Genomic DNA, 16,452 nt, shown 5'->3' on the forward strand with positions numbered 1-16,452 from the left:
GGACGTACCGGAGCCCCGTCGGACAGGAAACGCATTGAAAATCCACGCCCGTACGCTGGCGGGCGCGCTGCTCGTCGGCGCCCTGGTCGGCTGGGCCACCCCAGCCTCCGCCCATCCCTTCGGACCGCCGTCCACCGCACGGATCGGGGCCGACGGCTCGCAGGTGACCATCTCGTGGCTCCCCGCCGAGGATGACTGGGTCGCGCTCGGCCAGTCGCTCGGCGCGTTCGAGGACCCCTCCACCGGCACGGTCTCGACGGAACTGACCGGTGAGCAGAAACTGGAGCGCTCAACGGCCCTCCGCGACTACCTGCTGGAGAAGATCACCGTCGCCCAGGCAGGCCGGCCGTGCCGGAGCCGGCTGGAGGAACTGCGGGCGCTGCTCGTCGACGGCGCCCGGTTCGTCTTCGAGTGCCGGAGTCCGGTGACCGAGGTGGAGGTGACCGTCGCCGCCCTCACCGATCTCAACACGGCGTACCGGACGGTGCTCATCGCGGACACACCCGCCACCCCCGAACGGATCCTCTTCACCGAGGCGGCCGGCACCCAGCGCCTGATCTTCTCCGGCACGGCGGCGGCCGGCACGTCCTGGCAGACGACGGGCGTCGCCGTCGGCGCCGCGGTGCTGCTGGCCGGATCGGGCGCGTTCACCATGCTGCGGACCCGGCGCAGGACGGGCACGACGAGTACGGCAGGTAGGCGACCATGACGGAGCTCAGCGGCTTCGAGAGCCGGTTCATCTCGCTCTTCGACAACAGGGGCGTCTTCTGGGCGGTCCTCGCCGTCGCCCTCGTCGCCGGAGCGATGCACGCGGTCGCCCCCGGGCACGGCAAGAGCGTCACCGCGGCCTACCTGGTCGGCACCCGGGGCACCTACCGTGACGCGCTGCGCCTGGGAGTCATCGTCGCCCTGATGCACACCTTCTCGGTGCTGGTGCTGGCGTTCGCCTGGGTGGGGCTGAGCAGCGCCGCGAGTTTCGGCACGAAGAGCGTCACCGCCTGGATGCAGGTGCTGGCCGGCGTGATCACGATCTGCGTCGGTATCCACCTGACCTACCGCCACCTGCGAGGGCGTCGGCTTCGGGCGCAGGCCCAGCACGGCCACGGGCACGGCCACGGGCACGGGCACGGGCACGGCCACGGGCACGGGCATCAGTTCGAGGACGGGCCGGATCCCTGGTCGCGGCGTGGCCTCGTCGCCCTCGCCCTCTCCGGTGGGCTGCTGCCCTCGCCGTCGGCGTTCGTCGTCCTGATGAGCGGGCTGCTCACCGGCCGGGCCTTCGACGCCGTCACCCTCGTCGCCGCCTTCGGCGTGGGGATGGCCCTCACCCTGACCGGCGTGGGCATCGTGACGATCCGCGGCCTCACCCTGCTGACCCACGGAACCCACCGGTGGTCACTCGCCTCCACGGCGATGGCCTGGGCTCCGGCCGCCGCCGGCCTCGCGGTCTCCTCCGCCGGAGGCCTCTACCTCGTCGCGGCCCTCGGCACCATCACCGGCTGACAGCCCGGCCGCCCATCAGGGTGCCCTCAGAACCGGACCGCGGCGAAAAAGATCGTTCTCAAGGAGCTCTCGGCCGAACGGCTGGACATGACGCGTCCGGCGTTGCTAACTTGCGCCTATGTCCAGCCCCGAGGCATCCAGACGCTAGCCACCGGTCATCCGGTGGCCGGCCACCGTCGTCGCGTTGAGGCTTCGCGGCCAATGAGGCCGCGCTCACTGCCGTCCGCGACCACTGCCACTGGATCGCCATAGCGCAGGCTGTGCTCGACCTGGACCGAGCGTCACCTCCGTGACGTCGGCAGGGTCTCCCGCGCGATGGCCGCACCCCGATCGGACGGTTCCTCTCTCCGACGCCGGCGCGGCCCATCGCCTCCTTATCGATCCACAGTGTGGTCGCGGAGTTTTGTCATGCCATTCGTTGTTCACCTGCTCGGACTGGCGGTCTTCGCCCAGGCCACGTCCGAGTTCATGCTGTCCGGCCTCGTGCCGGGCATCGCACGGGACCTGCACGTGTCCATCCCCGCCGCGGGATTTCTGACCTCGGCGTTCGCGGTGGGGATGGTCGTCGGCGCGCCGCTGATGGCGATCCTGAGCCTGCGCCGGTCGCGACGTCGCTCGCTCCTCACCTTCCTCGTCACCTTCCTGCTCGTCCATGTCCTGGGCGCGGTCACCACCAGCTACGGGGTACTGCTGGTATCCCGGGTCGTCGGGGCGCTGGCGTGCGCCGGGTTCCTCGCGGTGGCCCTGGCGACCGCGATGAGCCTGGTCGCGCCGAACGCCAAAGGACGCGCCACCTCCGTCCTGCTCGGTGGGGTCACCGTCGCCTGTGTCGTGGGCGTTCCCGGCGGCGCGTTGCTGGGGCAGCTGTGGGGGTGGCGCTCGGCGTTCTGGGCGGTGGCAATCCTGTCGGTGCCGGCCATCGTCGCGATCCTGCGGTCGGTGCCGGCCGACGGCCCCGAATCCGACCGCACGAGCGCGCGTGACGAACTGCGCTCGCTGCGCGATCGGCGGCTTGTGGTGATCCTGCTGCTGGGATGCCTCGTGAACGGCGCGACGTTCTGCTCGTTCACCTACCTCGCGCCGCTGGTCACCACCGTCACCGGAATCGAATCCGCATGGGTGCCCGCCATGCTGGCCCTCTTCGGGCTGGGGTCGTTTCTCGGGGTCACCGTCGGTGGCCGGATGGCCGACGTACGACCCGTCGCGCTCCTGGTGAGCGGCGGGGTGGCCCTGCTCGTCGGCTGGACGGTGTTCGCGGTGGCCGCCGGGAGTCCGGTGGCGACGACGGTGCTCGTCTTCGTCCAGGGAACCCTATCGTTCGCCGTCGGGTCGACGTTGATCTCGCAGGCACTCTACGCGGCGGCCGAGGCACCGGCCCTGGCCGGTGGGTTCGCCACGGCGGCGCTCAACGTGGGCGCCGCGCTCGGTCCCTGGTTCGGCGGGATCTCGATCGGCGCGGGACTCGGTTATCGCTCGCCGCTGTGGGTCAGTGCGCTGCTGGTGGCCCTGGCACTCGCCGTCGCCGGTGTCGCCCGGGGGATTCGGCGCGGGGCGGCCGGCTCCCACGAGGAAGTCGTCGCGCCGTAGCCGACCGGGATCGAGGCGGCGCCGGGTCGATCCGATCGTCCGGCGGCGCCGACGGATCAACATGAGGGAAGCCCCCCGGCCTGGCCGGCCGGGGGGCTTCTCATCGGTGTGTCTCATATGCCGCCGAGGACGCTGCGAGAGTCCTCAGTTGCCGGTGGACAGTTTTTCCAGGTCCGATCGGGTGAGCTTGATCGTGTTTTCCCGGAGGGATTCCAGGTTGCCCGCCGCGTCGATCGGATACTTTCCCTGTTCCGAGTTGAGCAGGGCGGCCGGTGAGTTCGGGTAGGTCTCCAGGAACAGGACGTAGGTCCGGCTCCTCTGAAGTGACGAGGCGCCCGCCTCCTCGTACTTCGTGCCGTTGAGGGTGCCCCCGAGTTCTTTGACCTCGATGGTCTCCCCGGGCTTCGCCTCCCCCTTGAAGACCTTCACCACCTGGGCCGGATAGACCGTGGTGACCAGAGGCTCCTCCTGCGGGGCGGCCTCCGTCCCCGCCTTCGGCGCGTCGGCGTTGGGGTTGGAAAGCGGGTCGGTGTTCTGGCTGTCGGGGATTCCCTTCTCCAGGACGGTGCGCGCCGTGTCGCCGAGGCGGACCTCCACGACGAGAAGTGCCTTCTTGTAGAGCTCGGCGGCGCTCTGGTAGGCGGGATAGTCGACGTGATAACTCACCGTGGGCTGCTCGGCGGAGCAGGCGGTGAGAAGAACGGCGGCGAACGCGGCCGCGACGAGTTTTCTTGGAAGCGTCTTCATCCGTCTCACTCCCCACGTTTCCTAGTAGTAGGCGTTAACGTCGCTGACGTCATGCGACTGGGGTGTGGTCATAGTGTTCCTAGGGCGGCCGTGGTTCATTATGGATGTGAGGTCGTTGTGCGCGAGAGAAAGGGCGTGGCCCAGCTCGTGAACGAAGACGCTCGTCACGAAGTTCGAGAAGTTCGAGGCGTCGGCGCTGATCGTGCGCGAGTTGAGCTGGATTTTGAAGTAACTACCGTAGGACGTGTAGAGCCCGTACCAGGTGTTGCTGTAGGACGCCGCGACGATCGTCGACGAGGATCCGGAGGACTTCCCGATGTAGGCGGGGGTGGCGGTCGCGTTCCAGTTGCTCAGCGCCCGGTCCATGGGGCCCTGCCAGGAACTGTTGTAGCTGTACGGGCGGACCGTGAAGTTGGGTGCCGCCATGCCCACGTTGTAGTAGTGCGCGGCGGCCGGGGTGGCGCCGGCGACCACGCAGAGTGTTCCGGTGAGACCGATCGCCAGGATCTGCCCGGCCCGTGGCCTCACCTTTTTCAGAAATACTTTTGACAGCCTCATTGAATCAACTCCGTCCCGTGACGATGAATCGGGTGAACAGGGGAGCAAAAAACGGCCGACCCCGTATCGGCGATCACTCCCACCCGCGTTCACATGATCGAAAAAGTTTCGAAGAAAATCAAGGGATCTCAGGGGTTTCTTCCGGGCGGATTTCGGTGGACGGTTGAGGCCGAAACCTCATGCGCGACTACGCTGTGTTTCAGGTCGAACGCGTTTCGAGAAAAGAGGCCGACGTGCGCCCCGGCGTGCGTGGTCCGTCCGTTCGGAACCGGCCCGCGTGCGCCCCGCGTATGCGGTCGCCCGTTCGGAACCGATCCGCGCGTCCCGCCCCGTGGGGTCTGCCCGTTCGGAACCGACAGGAAAGGGGCCTCGACATCCGCTCTCCGATCCGGCCTCGCCTCTCTCCTCCCGCTCCGCCGCGGACGACCGCTCCAAGGTGCGGGCGTGCCCCCGTCGCGGGTTTTCCGAGGTCCTGGGGGTCGGATAGCGAAGGAATAGGGGGCCGATGCCAGGCTTTCCTACGTTTCGGACATGAGCACTCCGATCTTCGCGCTTTGCGATGAGTACGTCACCCGCTGGGCGGCACTGGACCCGATCGCGACAGGTGCCGAGGGCATCGTGTCCGACTTCGTAGCCGCCACCGACCACAGCCCCGCCGGGAGCGCCGCCCGGGCCGAGATGATCCGTTCGACCCTGAAGCGCCTCGACGAGCTGGTCCCGACCGGTGAGCCGGACGTCAGGGCGGCCACCCACCTGCGGGAGCGGCTGGAGGCCGAGCTCGCCTGGCACGACACGGGCGAGCCGCTGCGCTGGGTGGCGGCGCCGTACGGGCTGCCCTACCGGGTGCGCTCCAGCGTCGTCCTTCTCCCGCACGGCAACGACGACGAATGGCGTGATGTCGCCGCCCGCCTCGCGGCGATCCCGGGGATGCTCGCCGGGTGGCGGGAGAGCCTGGAGACCGGTCTGGCAATGGGGCTGCGGGGCGCCCGCAGGCAGGCGCTGGCCATGGCGGACCAGGCCGACCAGTTCTCCGGCGCCGGCGGGACTCCCCCGGCCCACGACGCCTTCGTCGCCACCTACGGTGAGGGCCCGGTCAAGGAGGAGCTGCTCAGCGCCGCGGCGGCGGCCCACGCCGCGTACGCCGACGCCGGGCGCTACCTGCGCGAGGAGTACGCCCCGAGGGCGGACGAGGCCGACGGGGTGGGCCCCGAGCGCTACGCGGTCGTCGCCAGGATCAGCCTGGGCGCCGACATCGACCTGCGCGAGGCCTACGAGTGGGGCTGGGCCGAGCTGGAGCGCATCGGAGCCGAGACGGCTGCCGAGGTCGAGCGGATCAAGCCCGGGGCGACCATCGAGGAGGCGACCGCGATCCTCAACGAGACCCAGGCCGTCGACTCGCTCGAGGAGTACCAGGCGTGGCTGCAGGAGCGCCACGACCGGGCGATCGAGCAGTTGAACGGCACGCACTTCGACATCCCCGAGCCGCTGCGGCGCATCGTGGCCGAGGTCGACGTGAGCTCCACCTCCGGTGCGGCCTCCTACAACGCGCCCAGCGAGGACCTGTCGCGGCCGGGTCGCACCCTGTGGCCGGTCGGGGGCCGGACCCGCTTCGCCACCTGGAGCGAGCTGACCACGATCTTCCACGAGGGCGTGCCCGGCCACCATCTGCAGTTCGGCGCGATGCGCATGGCCGGCGACACCCTGTCCAGGTTCTCCAAGGTCTCCTGGGTGGACGGCCACGGCGAGGGGTGGGGCCTGTACGCCGAGCGGCTGGCCGACGAGCTCGGCTGGTTCACCGACCCCGGTACCCGGCTGGGCATGCTCAACTGGTCGGCGCTGCGTGCCGCCCGGGTCGTCATCGACCTGGGCGTCCACCTCGACCTTCCGCTGCCCGACGGTTCGTCGTGGACCTTCGAGAAGGCCTGCGAGGTGCTGCGTGAGCAGGGCCGCTGCGAGCCGCATCGGGTCGAGGCGGAGGTGGTGCGCTACTTCGGCTGGCCTTCCCAGGCCATCTCCTACAAGCTGGGCGAACGAGCGTGGGTGCAGGCCCGCGAGGAGGCCAAGCTGCGCCTGGGCGACGCCTTCGACCTGCGTGCCTGGCACACCGCCGCGCTGGAGCTGGGACCTGTCGGCCTGTCCAGTCTCGCGGAGGCTCTGCGCCGCATCTGCTGAGCACCGGCGATCCGGCGCCGATGGTCTCGTGACCGGCCGGCACGACCGGTCACGACCGCCCGGAGAGGTCCCTTCCGGACCTCTCCGGCGGTTCGTCGCTCACGTCTTCGGAGTGCGACGGACCGCTCGGCTCAGGGCACCGACATCCCTTCGCTTTCGACCCGGTCGAGTTCAGGACATTTCGCCCCGGTCGGGTTCAGGACAACGATGCCCTCGCCCCGGGGCGCCCAGGAACTCGGAGCCCTCGACCGTACGGGGCTCAGGACGCCGGTACCCTCCGTGCCCGGCCGGGCAGGCGTGCATGACCGGGCGAAGGAAGGTTCTCCAGCTGGGCGCGCACCCTGGCGGCGATCGCGGGGGGCATCGTGTCCGCCAGTTCGAGCGCCTCCTCGGAGACGCTCCGCGCCGCCTCCTCCTCGTCGACGGCGAGGTACGCCGCGGTGAGCATGACCAGGACGCGCACCTGGTGGAGCGGCGCGTCGATCTTGTGGAACAGGCCGAGGGCCTGGTGGAAGCGGCCGATCGCCTGTTCGGTCTGGTCGCCCGCGAGCGCCAGCTCACCGAGCCCGAGCACGACCCTCGCCTCGGCGAGTCTCTCCCCCGCGGTGCCCGCCACCTCCAGGGCGTTCTGGAGAGTGGTCTCGGCCTCCTGGAGGTCCCCCTGGCGCAGCTTCGTGATGCCCAGGCCGTGCAGGGCGTACGCCTCGCCGGTCGGGTCGCCGATGTTGCGCACGGTCGTGAGCGCCTGCTCGAAGACCTCCGCCGCCGACGCGAACTCCTCCAGCCTGAGGTAGGTCTCGCCCAGCCGGTGCAGGACCTGTGCCTCCACCCTGCGGCTGCCACCGATCCTGCTGAGTTCCAGCGCCTCGCCCAGCAGACGTCTGGCCTCTTCGAGTTCGTCGCAGTCGAGCCTGATCTGGGCCATGCTGTGCAGCACGTAGGCGGAGGCGACCTGGTCGCCGGTGCCGCGGAAGATGCCCAGCGCGCGATCGTAGCGTTCCACCGCGTCGTCGAGCTGGCCGCTCATCCGGTCCAGGAAGGCGATGTTGCGGATGACGAGGGCAACCCCCAGGTCGTCCCCGGCCTCCTCGAACAGCTTGGCCGCCGACTCGAAGTCGCGCCGCGCGTCCCCGAAGCGCTGCTCGGCGATGTAGAGCGACCCTATTGAGTAGAGCATCGCCGCCTGCCCTCGGCGGTCCCCGGCCTGCCGGGTGGCCGCCAGCGCTATCTGGTGGGTCTCCCGCCAGTCGTCGAAGTAGATTCTCGACTCGAACAGGGTGACCGCGCTGATCGCGAGGTCCCAGCACAGCTCGACGAACCCGGCCTGCGCCGCCTGGCGGATGCCCGAGACCAGCGTCAGCCGCTCGCGCTCGTACCAGGGCAGCGGGGCCATGACCAGCTTCTCGACCAGCCGTCCCGGCAGCGGCCAGCGTGGTGCGTCGCTGTGGACCTGCACGTAGTCTCCGCCGTACTCTCGGCGGTGCGCCTCACCGGTCAGGAAGAGCAGGCCACCGAGCACTCTCTGCAGCGCGGCGTTGCGGTCGGCGATCGCCTCCTCGCCGGCGAGACGCTCGCGGGCGAACACGTGGATCAGGTCGTGGAAGCGGTACTGGCTCTGCACGCCGTACCCGGCGTCGGTCGTCTCGACCAGCTGGGCGTCGGCCAGGTCGTCGAGCAGGTCCTGCGCGTCGGAGGGATGGCAGTCGAGCAGCGCGGCGGCGACCCAGCCGGAGAAGTGCCGGGACTCCAGGATGGCGAGGCGCCTGAACAGGCGGCGTGCGTCCTCGCTCACGCTCTCGTACGTCAGCGAGATGCTCGCCCTGATGCCCAGGTCGCCGTGTTTGAGCTCGTCGAGCCTGCGGGTCTCGTCCTCCAGTCGTCCCACGAGCTGGTCGATCGTCCAGTGCGGCCGGGCGGCGAGCCGCGCGCCCGCGATGCGCAGCGCCAGCGGCAGGTGGCCGCAGAGGTCCGCCAGCTCGGCCGCCGACTCCCGCTCCGCCTGCACCCGCTCGATGCCCGCGATTCTGGAGAGCATGTCCACCGACTGCCTGGAGTCGAAGAGCCCGACGTCGAGGTGGGCCGCGCCCGGCAGGCCCGCGAGCCGGCTGCGGCTGGTGATGATCACTGCGGCCTCGGGGTTGCCGGGCAGCAGGGGCAGCACCTGGCTCTCGCTTCTGGCGTCGTCCAGGACGATCAACATCTTGCGCCCGGCGAGCAGCGCGCGGTACATCTCCGCCCGTTCGTCCACCCCGTCCGGGATCGCGTTGCCCGGCACGCCCAGCGCGCGGAGGAAGCGTTCGAGCACCTGCCCGGAACCGATCGGATGGGACTCCCCTCCGTGCAGGTCGGCGAAGAGCTGGCCGTCCTCGTAGCGTCCGGCGACGCTGTGCGAGACGTGCACCGCGATCGTGGACTTGCCGATGCCCGGTTTGCCGACGACGGCGATGACGGGGACGGCGAGCCGCTGGCGGTCCTCCGCGGCGAACGTGAGCTGGCGGCGGATGGCCTCGACCAGCTTGATCCGGCCGGTGAAGTCGGCGATGTCGGTGGGAAGCAGACGGGGAACCGTCCGGCGGGCGGCCGGCGCCTCCTGCGTCTCCGGGTGGCGCTGGGAGGTTTGCTGTTGCTGTTGCTGTTGTTGCTGCTGTTGCTGCCGCCCCGGCGCGTCGATGCTCTCGTCGGAGGTGAGGATGGAGTACTCGAGCTGCTGGAGGCTCTCGTTGGGTTCGATGCCCAGCTCGTCGATCATCGTCTGGCGGGCACGACGATAGACCGTGAGCGCCTCGGCCTGGCGTCCCGAGCGATAGAGCGCGAGCATCAGCAGGCCGCGCAGCCGCTCCCTGAGCGGGTGTTCCTCGACGAGCTCGCTGAGTTCGCCCACCAGCTCGTGGTGCCTGCCCAGTTCCAGTTCGATCTCGACGCAGTCCTCGTTCACCGTGATCCGGCGCTCGCTCAGCCTGCCGACCGCGGCCTGCACGAGCCGGCTCTCCTGGCCGTCGAGGGCGGGCCCTCGCCAGAGGGCGAGCGCGGTCCGATAGTGCCTGACGGCGTCCTCCAGCCGGCGGTCGTCGCGAGCCTGGCGGGCCTGGTTCAGCAGGCCCTCGAAGTTCTGGGAGTCGAGTTCTCCCTCGGCGACTCGCAGCGTGTATCCCTGGGAGTGGGTCGCGATGACGTCGGCTCCGCCATTGGCGGCGAAAAGCCGCCGCAGCGAGGAGATACAGATCTGCACCTGCGCGCGGGACGTGCTGGGAAGATCCTCACCGTAGATCGCGTCCGTCAGCCGTCCAATGGTGACCATTCGGTTGGCCTCCAGCAGGAGGCAGGAGAGGACGACCTGTTGCCGAGGCGCGCCCAGATCCAGGCGGCGCGCGTCGGCGAGGACCTCCAGGGGGCCGAGGATTCGATACTCCACCGAATCTCCTTGCAGAATCGCGGCCTGACCAGGAATTCTCCGCACGGTTGGCGTAAGGGAGACATCAGGGATCTAACCGCTGCCTTAAAGCAGGCAACAATAGACTCAACCCCCACCTCTCCGCGATCTTCGGACATATAACCCGGCGATCACGGCGAGCAATTTTATATGCATGAAACGTGTTCTGTCCGGGATCATACAACGTCACTGATGGGAGAACCAGTGGGGTTTGTGAAGGTCTGGCCCAACTTGCGACTAACGTGCGGGTTTGTGACATGAACAAGCGGCCGGGCCCTGGAAGGCTCCGACCGCTCCGGTGAACTCCCACCGCCGGCGACCCCGCCGGGTGGGGGTGTGCTTCAGCCCCAGGGGGTGTTGCTGGCGAGCACGGTGGTCTTCGCGGCCCCGTCGGCGACCGAGGGGACGACGGCGGCGAGACCGAGGCATCCGAGAACCGCGATGGCGGAGACGATGATCCGGAGGGTGTTGATGCTCGCGAATTCCCGCATTTCCTGTACCTCTTCTTCGTGTCTCGCAGGCCGTTCACTGCTGTCCGCCTGTCTGCTTCAAAACGTAAACAGCCCCCCTATCCACGCCTTATCCGATCTCTTCTGATCCGATATCCGGCGCAAAGATAGGCTCGGGTAGCCGATGGATAGCGGGCCGAAAGCGGACGGATAGCACTCCCATGGAGCCTGATAGGGCCGAGGTCGCGCGATACGGGTCACGCGGCCCCGAACCAGAAGATGGGTATCCTCACCATGAGCATCGCCACGCAGGCACTTGACGGCGTCTACGGCCGATCCGCGGCCGGTGTCCGAGCTCGCCTGGAGCGCGCCTCGGGTAACGGCTGGGAGCCGGTATCCGAGGGCGAGACCGACATCGACGGAAATGTTAAAGAATGGGTGGACGAATTCATGGAGCGCGGGCTCTATCGTCTCATCCTCGCCACCGACCACTATTTCGCCGGGCTCGGCATGACCACCTCCTACCCGGAGATAACGGTCATGTTCAGAATGCACGACGATCGCATGCCTTATCAGGTCCAGGTCGTGCTGGCTCCACACTCGTACTCGACGTGCTTCGGCGTCCGCGGGTGAGTCCGCGAGCGGCGGAGTCCGTCCTCCCAAGGGAAGCGAACATGCCCGTTCAACAATTGGCGAAAGCCGGCCCCCACAACCCCGGGCAGGACGAGGGCACCCCCTCGGTCATCGCCCGATGCCTGAGCAACTTCCGCCTGGAGGTCGACGGGCAGGCCGTCTCACACTGGCGGGCCGGCAAGTCGCGGGCCCTGTTTCAGTACATGCTGGTCAACCGTGAGCGGTTCGTCCACAGGGACCGGTTGCGCGAGGTGCTGTGGCCGGAGCGGGAGGGCCACCCCTCCAGCTCGCTCAAGGTCGCCGTGCACGGCGTGCGACGGGTGCTCAACGAGTTCGAGGGGAGGGACGGCTTCTCCCTGCTCCACCAGGACCACGGGTACGTGCTGCGGACGAACAGCGCGTGGGTGGACATCGAGGAGTTCCAGCGTGCCTTCGACCGAGGCCGGAGCGCGTGGGTGGCCAAGGACTACGACACCGCGATCGCGTGGTTCCAGCGGACCGCCGACCTGTACGTCGGGGACTTCCTCTCCGGCGAGACCGGCGGCTGGATCAACGAGCAGCGGCAGTGGATGCGCGCGACCGCCCTGCGTGCCCTGACCTCGCTGCGCACCGAGGCTCTGGAGCGCGAGGACTGGCCGGCCGCGATGCACTGGTGCCGCAGGGCCCTCGACGTCGATCCCCACCACGAGACCACCTACCAGACCCTGATGATGATGCACGGCGAGCTCGGCGAGCTCGGCCGCGTCCTGAGCTGGTACGAGGTGTGCCGCCACCGGTTGCGCACCGACCTCGACGTGGAGCCGAGCGAGCGCACCGAGCGGCTGCTGGCCACGCTCATGCGCGGCCGGAGCCGGCCGCCCCTGACAGGTCAGCACCGGTGAAGATGCCCGCGACCTCCCTTGACCGGGGGCCCGATCTGGAACGCCTGCGCGCGGCGGTCGGCGAGTTCGCCCGCTACGACGCGGCCGACAGGTCATGGGAACGGCTGCTGCTGGCGACCGGGCCGCGGGTCGACCCCGCGCTCGCGGCCCATCGCCGGGCACTGCTCGCCTGGTTGAACGCGTGGGGGTGCCGGCTGCGCTATCCGCGTGACGGCGAGCCCGATGTCTTCGGCGCGGAGACCGCGGCCTGGTGGGAGCGCTGGAGGGAGCACCTGCCCGGCCAGGACGCCACGCTCGCGACGCTGGGCGACCCGGAGATCGACGTGCTGGGCGGGTGTTACGCGGATCTGTCGGCGATGCGGGCGACTCCGGGGGCCAGACCCCGTTCCCTGGGGCCGACCGCCGCGACCAAGATGCTGCACGCCCTGCGCCCGGGGGCGCTGATGCCCTGGGACGCGGCCATCGCCGAGGCCCTGCACGGGGCGCGTACGGCGGACGCCTACCGTGCGCACCTGCGGATGGGCCGGGACTGGGCACGGCGTCTGCTCGAGGAGGCGGGTCTCGGCGAGCGGGAGCTGGCGGTGGAGCTGGGCCGCCCCGGGCGTCCGCTCGCGAAGATGCTGGACGACTACTGCTATCTCGCGTTCACCGCGGCGACCTGACAGTCCTCGCCGCGACCGGCGAACCCGCCACACGGCCGCGGAGACGAGCGACCCCACCGGGCTCCTCTGCACCGCGGCGCTCACGACCGGCGACCCCGCCGGATGGCCGCCGAGACAGGCGCCCCCACCGGGCTCCCCCTCACCGCGGCGCTCACGACCGGCGATCCCGCCGGATCCCGTCTTCGGAGCGGCGGGGACGCGACCCGCACGGGCCGCGTCCCCGCGCTCAACGCAGCGACCTGACCAGGCTTCGCGCGGCCGTGCGGCTCGCGGCGAGCACGGTCTTGCCCGCGCCGCCGCTCCCTCCGGTGAAGGTGTAGACGCCCTTGGCCAGGGGACGCAGTGACAACCCTCCCGTGGGGTGGTAGCACTCGACCGCGGTGACGGCCTTGACCGACCCGTCGGCCGGCCGGTATCCGATCCTGGCCTCGGCGACGTCGAGGATCCTGCTGGTGAGCACGGGGTCGGTCGGTACGGTTCCAGGGGTGATGTCCCATCTGTCGGTCGGCAGCCCGAGCAGGACCCGCCCCTCGGCGTAGGACCTGCCGTACAACCCGGACGTCTCGTCGACGAACGCGTTGGGTCCCCTGCCCGAGGTGGGGCCGAGCACGTACTGGATCACCTTGGTGCGCAGCCCCGCGTCCGACAGGCCCGTACGGGCGAGAAGGCTCTGGGTCCACGCCCCGGCGGCCACCACGACGGCGTCGAACCTGGCCGGGCTGCCCTCGGCGGGGCGGACCTCGGCCTCGGCGGTGATGCCCTCCACCTGCCCGTCGGTGACGAAGGCGCCCGACCTGGCGAGCTCCACCAGGAGCCGGTCGCGGAAGGCGTTCGGGGAGAGGTATCCGGCGCGCTTCTCGACGACGGCCACGCTCCCCTCCGGTAGTTCGCGGAACGTGCCGCGGCTGCTGAGCTCCTCACCGCTGACCAGGGAGATCGAGCCGGGCAGGCGGCTGCGTACCAGCTCGACCAGGCCCTCGGTGCCCGGCCCGAGGCCGGGCAGCAGGTACACCGAGCCGGTCTCCCGGTAGGAGGCCCATTCCCGCAGCTCCCGGTTCGAGTGGAGCTCGGCCAGGCTGTCGGCGGCCTCCAGGCACAGGGCGGGGTCGGGCTCGAAGGCCCTGGTCAGGCCCCCGGAGGCGGCGCTGGCGTCGGCCCTCCTGTGCGGTTCTCCGGTGTAGAGGTGGACGGAGCTGCCCCTGACGACCTCGCACAGGCGCCAGGCGAGCATCGCCCCGGCGATCCCACCGCCCACGACGGCGATTCTGATCATGTAACTCCTCCGTTCATGTCGCCGAGGCGGTCGCGGTGCGCGACTCGTCGGCCTTGTTCGGGTCCCGCATGCCGATCAGGCCCGCCACGGTCGCGATCGCGGAGAGCAGGGCGGCCCACAGCCACACCGAGCGCCCCACCTGGAACCACACCAGGGTGCCGATCACCGGCCCGATCGCGGTACCGAGCCCGAAGACGCTCTGCATGGCGCCGATGTAGCGTCCGCGGAGCCGCTCGGGGCCGGCCAGGGCGGGGTAGGCGAACGTGGTGGGTCCGCCGATGATCTCCGAGAGCGTCCAGACCAGGGTGCCGAGCATGAACCAGATCGGGAGCGGGGAGATCGCGTAGATGGCGTAGCCGACCGAGACGAGACCGAGGCCGAGCAGCGCGGTCAGCCGGATCGGCCACTTCTGCACGACCTTCGTCATCGCCAGCTCGCAGGTGATGACGATCAGGCCGTTCAGCGAGACGGCCGCGCCGTACCACCACAGGCTGAGGCCGGCCGCGGAGATGTCCAGCGGGAGGGTGGCCGTGTACTGGCAGTAGACGATGGAGGTGAGCAGCATCGCGAGCAGGTAGACGCTGTAGCGCCAGTCGGCGAAGACCGCGAGGTAGCCGGAACGGCCCTCCATCGCCCCCGCCTCCGCCGCCTTCGCCGCCTCGGCCTGCCTGGCCGCGACGCGCACGGCCTTCGGCGCGCGCCGGGGCAGCGCGAACATCACGATGCCGCCGAAGATCAGTGCCGCGGCGGCCTCTCCCCAGAAGAGCGCGTTGTAGGAGACGGCGAGCAGCGCGGCGCCGATGAGCGGGGCGGCGGTCATGCCGAGGTTCAGGCCGAGCCGGTACATCGCCGTGATCATCACGACCCGGTGTCTCGGGGTGAGCTCGGTGAGCATCGTCTGGGCCGCGGGCCGGTAGAACTGGCCGACCGTGCTGACCATGAAGACGGCGGCCAGCAGCAGGGCGTAGGTCGGGGCGTAGAGGATGGACACGATCAGCAGGGCCGAGCCGCCCATGCTGATCAGGGTGACCGCCCGGGCGCCGAGCCGGTCGGAGAGCGAGCCTCCGGCCAGCGAGCCCACCACCGCGCCGGCACCGTACACGCCCAGCGCGAGCCCCGCCTGGGTGGCGGAGAAGCCCCGGTCGGTCAGGAACAGCACCAGGTAGATCTGGATGAACGCGGCCAGCCTGCTGATGAAGCCGCCGAAAAGGAGTGCCTTGACGGCGCGCGGGGCCTCTCGCAGGGTGACGAACACCCCGTCGTCCTGCTTGCGCGGGGGTGTCCCGGACAGTTCGTTCTCGTTCTCGATAACGGCGGTCATGCGGCTGCCTTCACCTTCAGGTGTGCCTCGGCGGCGTCCAGCGCGGCCCGGCACTCGTCGACGGTCGGGGATAGCGCGGTGGCGTAGGCGATACGCCCCCACAGGGTGCCCTTGGGCGGTGGTGAGACGGTCGCGCCCGCGGCGACCACCGGGATCGCCCGGTCGATCTCCGCGGGCAGGCCGGTCTCGTCGAACTCGATCGACTCGATCGTGGTGTCGTCCTCGGCGACGTAGAAGAAGCGCACGCCGCCGACGAGCTTGCGCTCGGGGGCGATGTCGGGGGTGCGGCCACAGGCCACCGCCGCGGCGGCGAGGCCGGGGTCGATCCCGGTCGTGATCATCCCGAGGTAGGGGATCATGTCCCCGCCGAGGCGCGCGTTCACCTCGATGACGCGCAGTCCCCTGGAGGAGAGCTTGACCTCGGTGTGGGTGAAGCCGTCGGTGAACCCGAGCGCGGTGTGCGTGTCCTGCAGGACGCGGCAGAACTCGGGGTCCTGCAGCAGCTCGTCCTGGGCGTCGACGAAGTGGCCCACCTCCTCGCAGTAGGGCTCGTAGCCGAGGACCTTCCTGCCGAGGAAGAGCGGGGTCACCACACCGTTCTGGACGACGGCGTCGACGCTGACCTCGGGGCCGTCCGCGAACTCCTCGACCAGGACGGGGATCTCGAACGTCGCGCCACCGGGGACCCTCAGGTCGTGGACGAAGGCGAACCGCTCCGCCAGTTCCTCCGGGTCCTCGACCTTGATGACGCCCAGGCTGCCGCCGAGGCCGCGCGGCTTGAGGATGGCCGGGTAGCCGACCGTCTCGGCGGCGCGCAGGGCCTCGTCGAGCGTGGAGACCGCGAGCGACCTGGGCTGCGGGACGCCGAGCGCGTCGAGCGCGACGCGGGTGAGGTGCTTGTCGCGGCAGCGGCGCACCATCTCGGGGTCGCCGCCCGGCAGGCCGAGGGCCTCCGAGACGTGCGAGGCGGCCAGGATCGTCGCCTCGTCCCAGCAGAGCACCCCGTGCACGGGCTCGCGGGCGGCGAGCTCCAGCGCGGCGGCCGCCAGCGCGGGGCCGTCGGCCAGGTCGGCGACGACGGTCCAGCCGGTGACGTACTCCCGCTCCCAACCGGGCTCCGCGGTCACCATGAGGTGGACGCGGTACTCGGTGGCGATGGAGCGCAGCAGGTATTCGCGGTAGTGCCGCATTCCCGTCGCGACCACGAGGAGCAGCGGCCTGGTGTCGGTGATCATG

Annotated in this window: 14 protein-coding genes; 7 read left to right on the forward strand and 7 right to left on the reverse strand. The window is 70.0% G+C overall.

The annotated features are described in order from the left end of the window. Positions 1–34 precede the first annotated feature (34 nt). From ABT352_RS09225 to ABT352_RS09235, 3 genes are all read left to right on the forward strand, one after another. Positions 35–709, forward strand: coding sequence for a hypothetical protein (locus tag ABT352_RS09225; RefSeq protein WP_350943803.1), 675 nt, complete (start codon positions 35–37; stop codon positions 707–709). Beyond that, a complete protein-coding gene (locus tag ABT352_RS09230; RefSeq protein WP_350943804.1) occupies positions 706–1,503 on the forward strand; it encodes a nickel/cobalt transporter in 798 nt (265 codons plus the stop codon). Before ABT352_RS09225 ends, ABT352_RS09230 begins: the two co-directional genes overlap by 4 nt. Before the next feature lie 408 nt (positions 1,504–1,911). Continuing rightward, positions 1,912–3,090 carry a Cmx/CmrA family chloramphenicol efflux MFS transporter gene (locus tag ABT352_RS09235; RefSeq protein WP_350943805.1) on the forward strand — a complete coding sequence of 393 codons (1,179 nt, stop codon included), beginning with the start codon at positions 1,912–1,914 and terminating at the stop codon, positions 3,088–3,090. 144 nt (positions 3,091–3,234) lie between these two features. Here ABT352_RS09235 and ABT352_RS09240 read toward each other — a convergent pair whose 3' ends face one another. Next, a complete protein-coding gene (locus ABT352_RS09240; RefSeq protein ID WP_350943806.1) occupies positions 3,235–3,837 on the reverse strand; it encodes a hypothetical protein in 603 nt (200 codons plus the stop codon). Positions 3,838–3,858: 21 nt separating this feature from the next. Next, positions 3,859–4,365 (reverse strand): zinc metalloprotease, encoded by a 507-nt coding sequence (locus ABT352_RS09245; protein ID WP_350943807.1) that lies wholly within the window; start codon positions 4,363–4,365, stop codon positions 3,859–3,861. A 561-nt stretch (positions 4,366–4,926) separates the two neighbouring features. Here ABT352_RS09245 and ABT352_RS09250 point away from each other — a divergent pair. Beyond that, positions 4,927–6,567, forward strand: a complete 1,641-nt coding sequence (locus ABT352_RS09250; protein ID WP_350943808.1) for a DUF885 domain-containing protein — start codon at positions 4,927–4,929, stop codon at positions 6,565–6,567. 259 nt (positions 6,568–6,826) lie between these two features. Here ABT352_RS09250 and ABT352_RS09255 read toward each other — a convergent pair whose 3' ends face one another. Continuing rightward, on the reverse strand, positions 6,827–9,979 hold the full coding sequence (locus tag ABT352_RS09255) for an AfsR/SARP family transcriptional regulator (RefSeq protein ID WP_350943810.1): 3,153 nt from the start codon (positions 9,977–9,979) through the stop codon (positions 6,827–6,829). Between the two features lie 359 nt (positions 9,980–10,338). Further along, complete coding sequence (locus ABT352_RS09260) at positions 10,339–10,488, reverse strand: hypothetical protein (protein WP_350943812.1); 150 nt, start codon at positions 10,486–10,488, stop codon at positions 10,339–10,341. A 252-nt stretch (positions 10,489–10,740) separates the two neighbouring features. On the opposite strand from ABT352_RS09260, the gene ABT352_RS09265 reads away from it, so the two are divergent. From ABT352_RS09265 to ABT352_RS09275, 3 genes are read left to right on the forward strand one after another with little or no spacing between them, the layout of a single operon-like run. Then, complete coding sequence (locus ABT352_RS09265) at positions 10,741–11,079, forward strand: hydroxyisourate hydrolase (protein ID WP_350943813.1); 339 nt, start codon at positions 10,741–10,743, stop codon at positions 11,077–11,079. 41 nt (positions 11,080–11,120) lie between these two features. Continuing rightward, positions 11,121–11,960, forward strand: coding sequence for an AfsR/SARP family transcriptional regulator (locus ABT352_RS09270; RefSeq protein ID WP_350943815.1), 840 nt, complete (start codon positions 11,121–11,123; stop codon positions 11,958–11,960). Continuing rightward, entirely contained in the window at positions 11,957–12,622 is a 666-nt protein-coding gene (locus ABT352_RS09275; protein WP_350943817.1) for a hypothetical protein, read from the forward strand. The genes ABT352_RS09270 and ABT352_RS09275 overlap by 4 nt, the downstream gene beginning before the upstream one ends. A 226-nt stretch (positions 12,623–12,848) precedes the next feature. On the opposite strand, the gene ABT352_RS09280 is transcribed toward ABT352_RS09275, so the two are convergent. The 3 genes from ABT352_RS09280 to ABT352_RS09290 are packed head-to-tail and all read right to left on the reverse strand — an operon-like array spanning position 12,849 to position 16,451. Further along, the gene (locus ABT352_RS09280) at positions 12,849–13,895 is read right to left on the reverse strand and encodes an FAD-dependent oxidoreductase (protein WP_350943818.1); all 1,047 of its coding nucleotides are present in this window, start codon (positions 13,893–13,895) and stop codon (positions 12,849–12,851) included. A 13-nt stretch (positions 13,896–13,908) separates the two neighbouring features. Further along, positions 13,909–15,216 carry an MFS transporter gene (locus ABT352_RS09285; RefSeq protein ID WP_350943819.1) on the reverse strand — a complete coding sequence of 436 codons (1,308 nt, stop codon included), beginning with the start codon at positions 15,214–15,216 and terminating at the stop codon, positions 13,909–13,911. Then, the gene (locus tag ABT352_RS09290) at positions 15,213–16,451 is read right to left on the reverse strand and encodes an ATP-grasp domain-containing protein (protein ID WP_350943820.1); all 1,239 of its coding nucleotides are present in this window, start codon (positions 16,449–16,451) and stop codon (positions 15,213–15,215) included. Before ABT352_RS09290 ends, ABT352_RS09285 begins: the two co-directional genes overlap by 4 nt. Position 16,452: the final 1 nt, after the last annotated feature.

This window comes from Streptosporangium sp. NPDC000563 (assembly GCF_040299985.1).
GTDB lineage: Bacteria > Actinomycetota > Actinomycetes > Streptosporangiales > Streptosporangiaceae > Streptosporangium.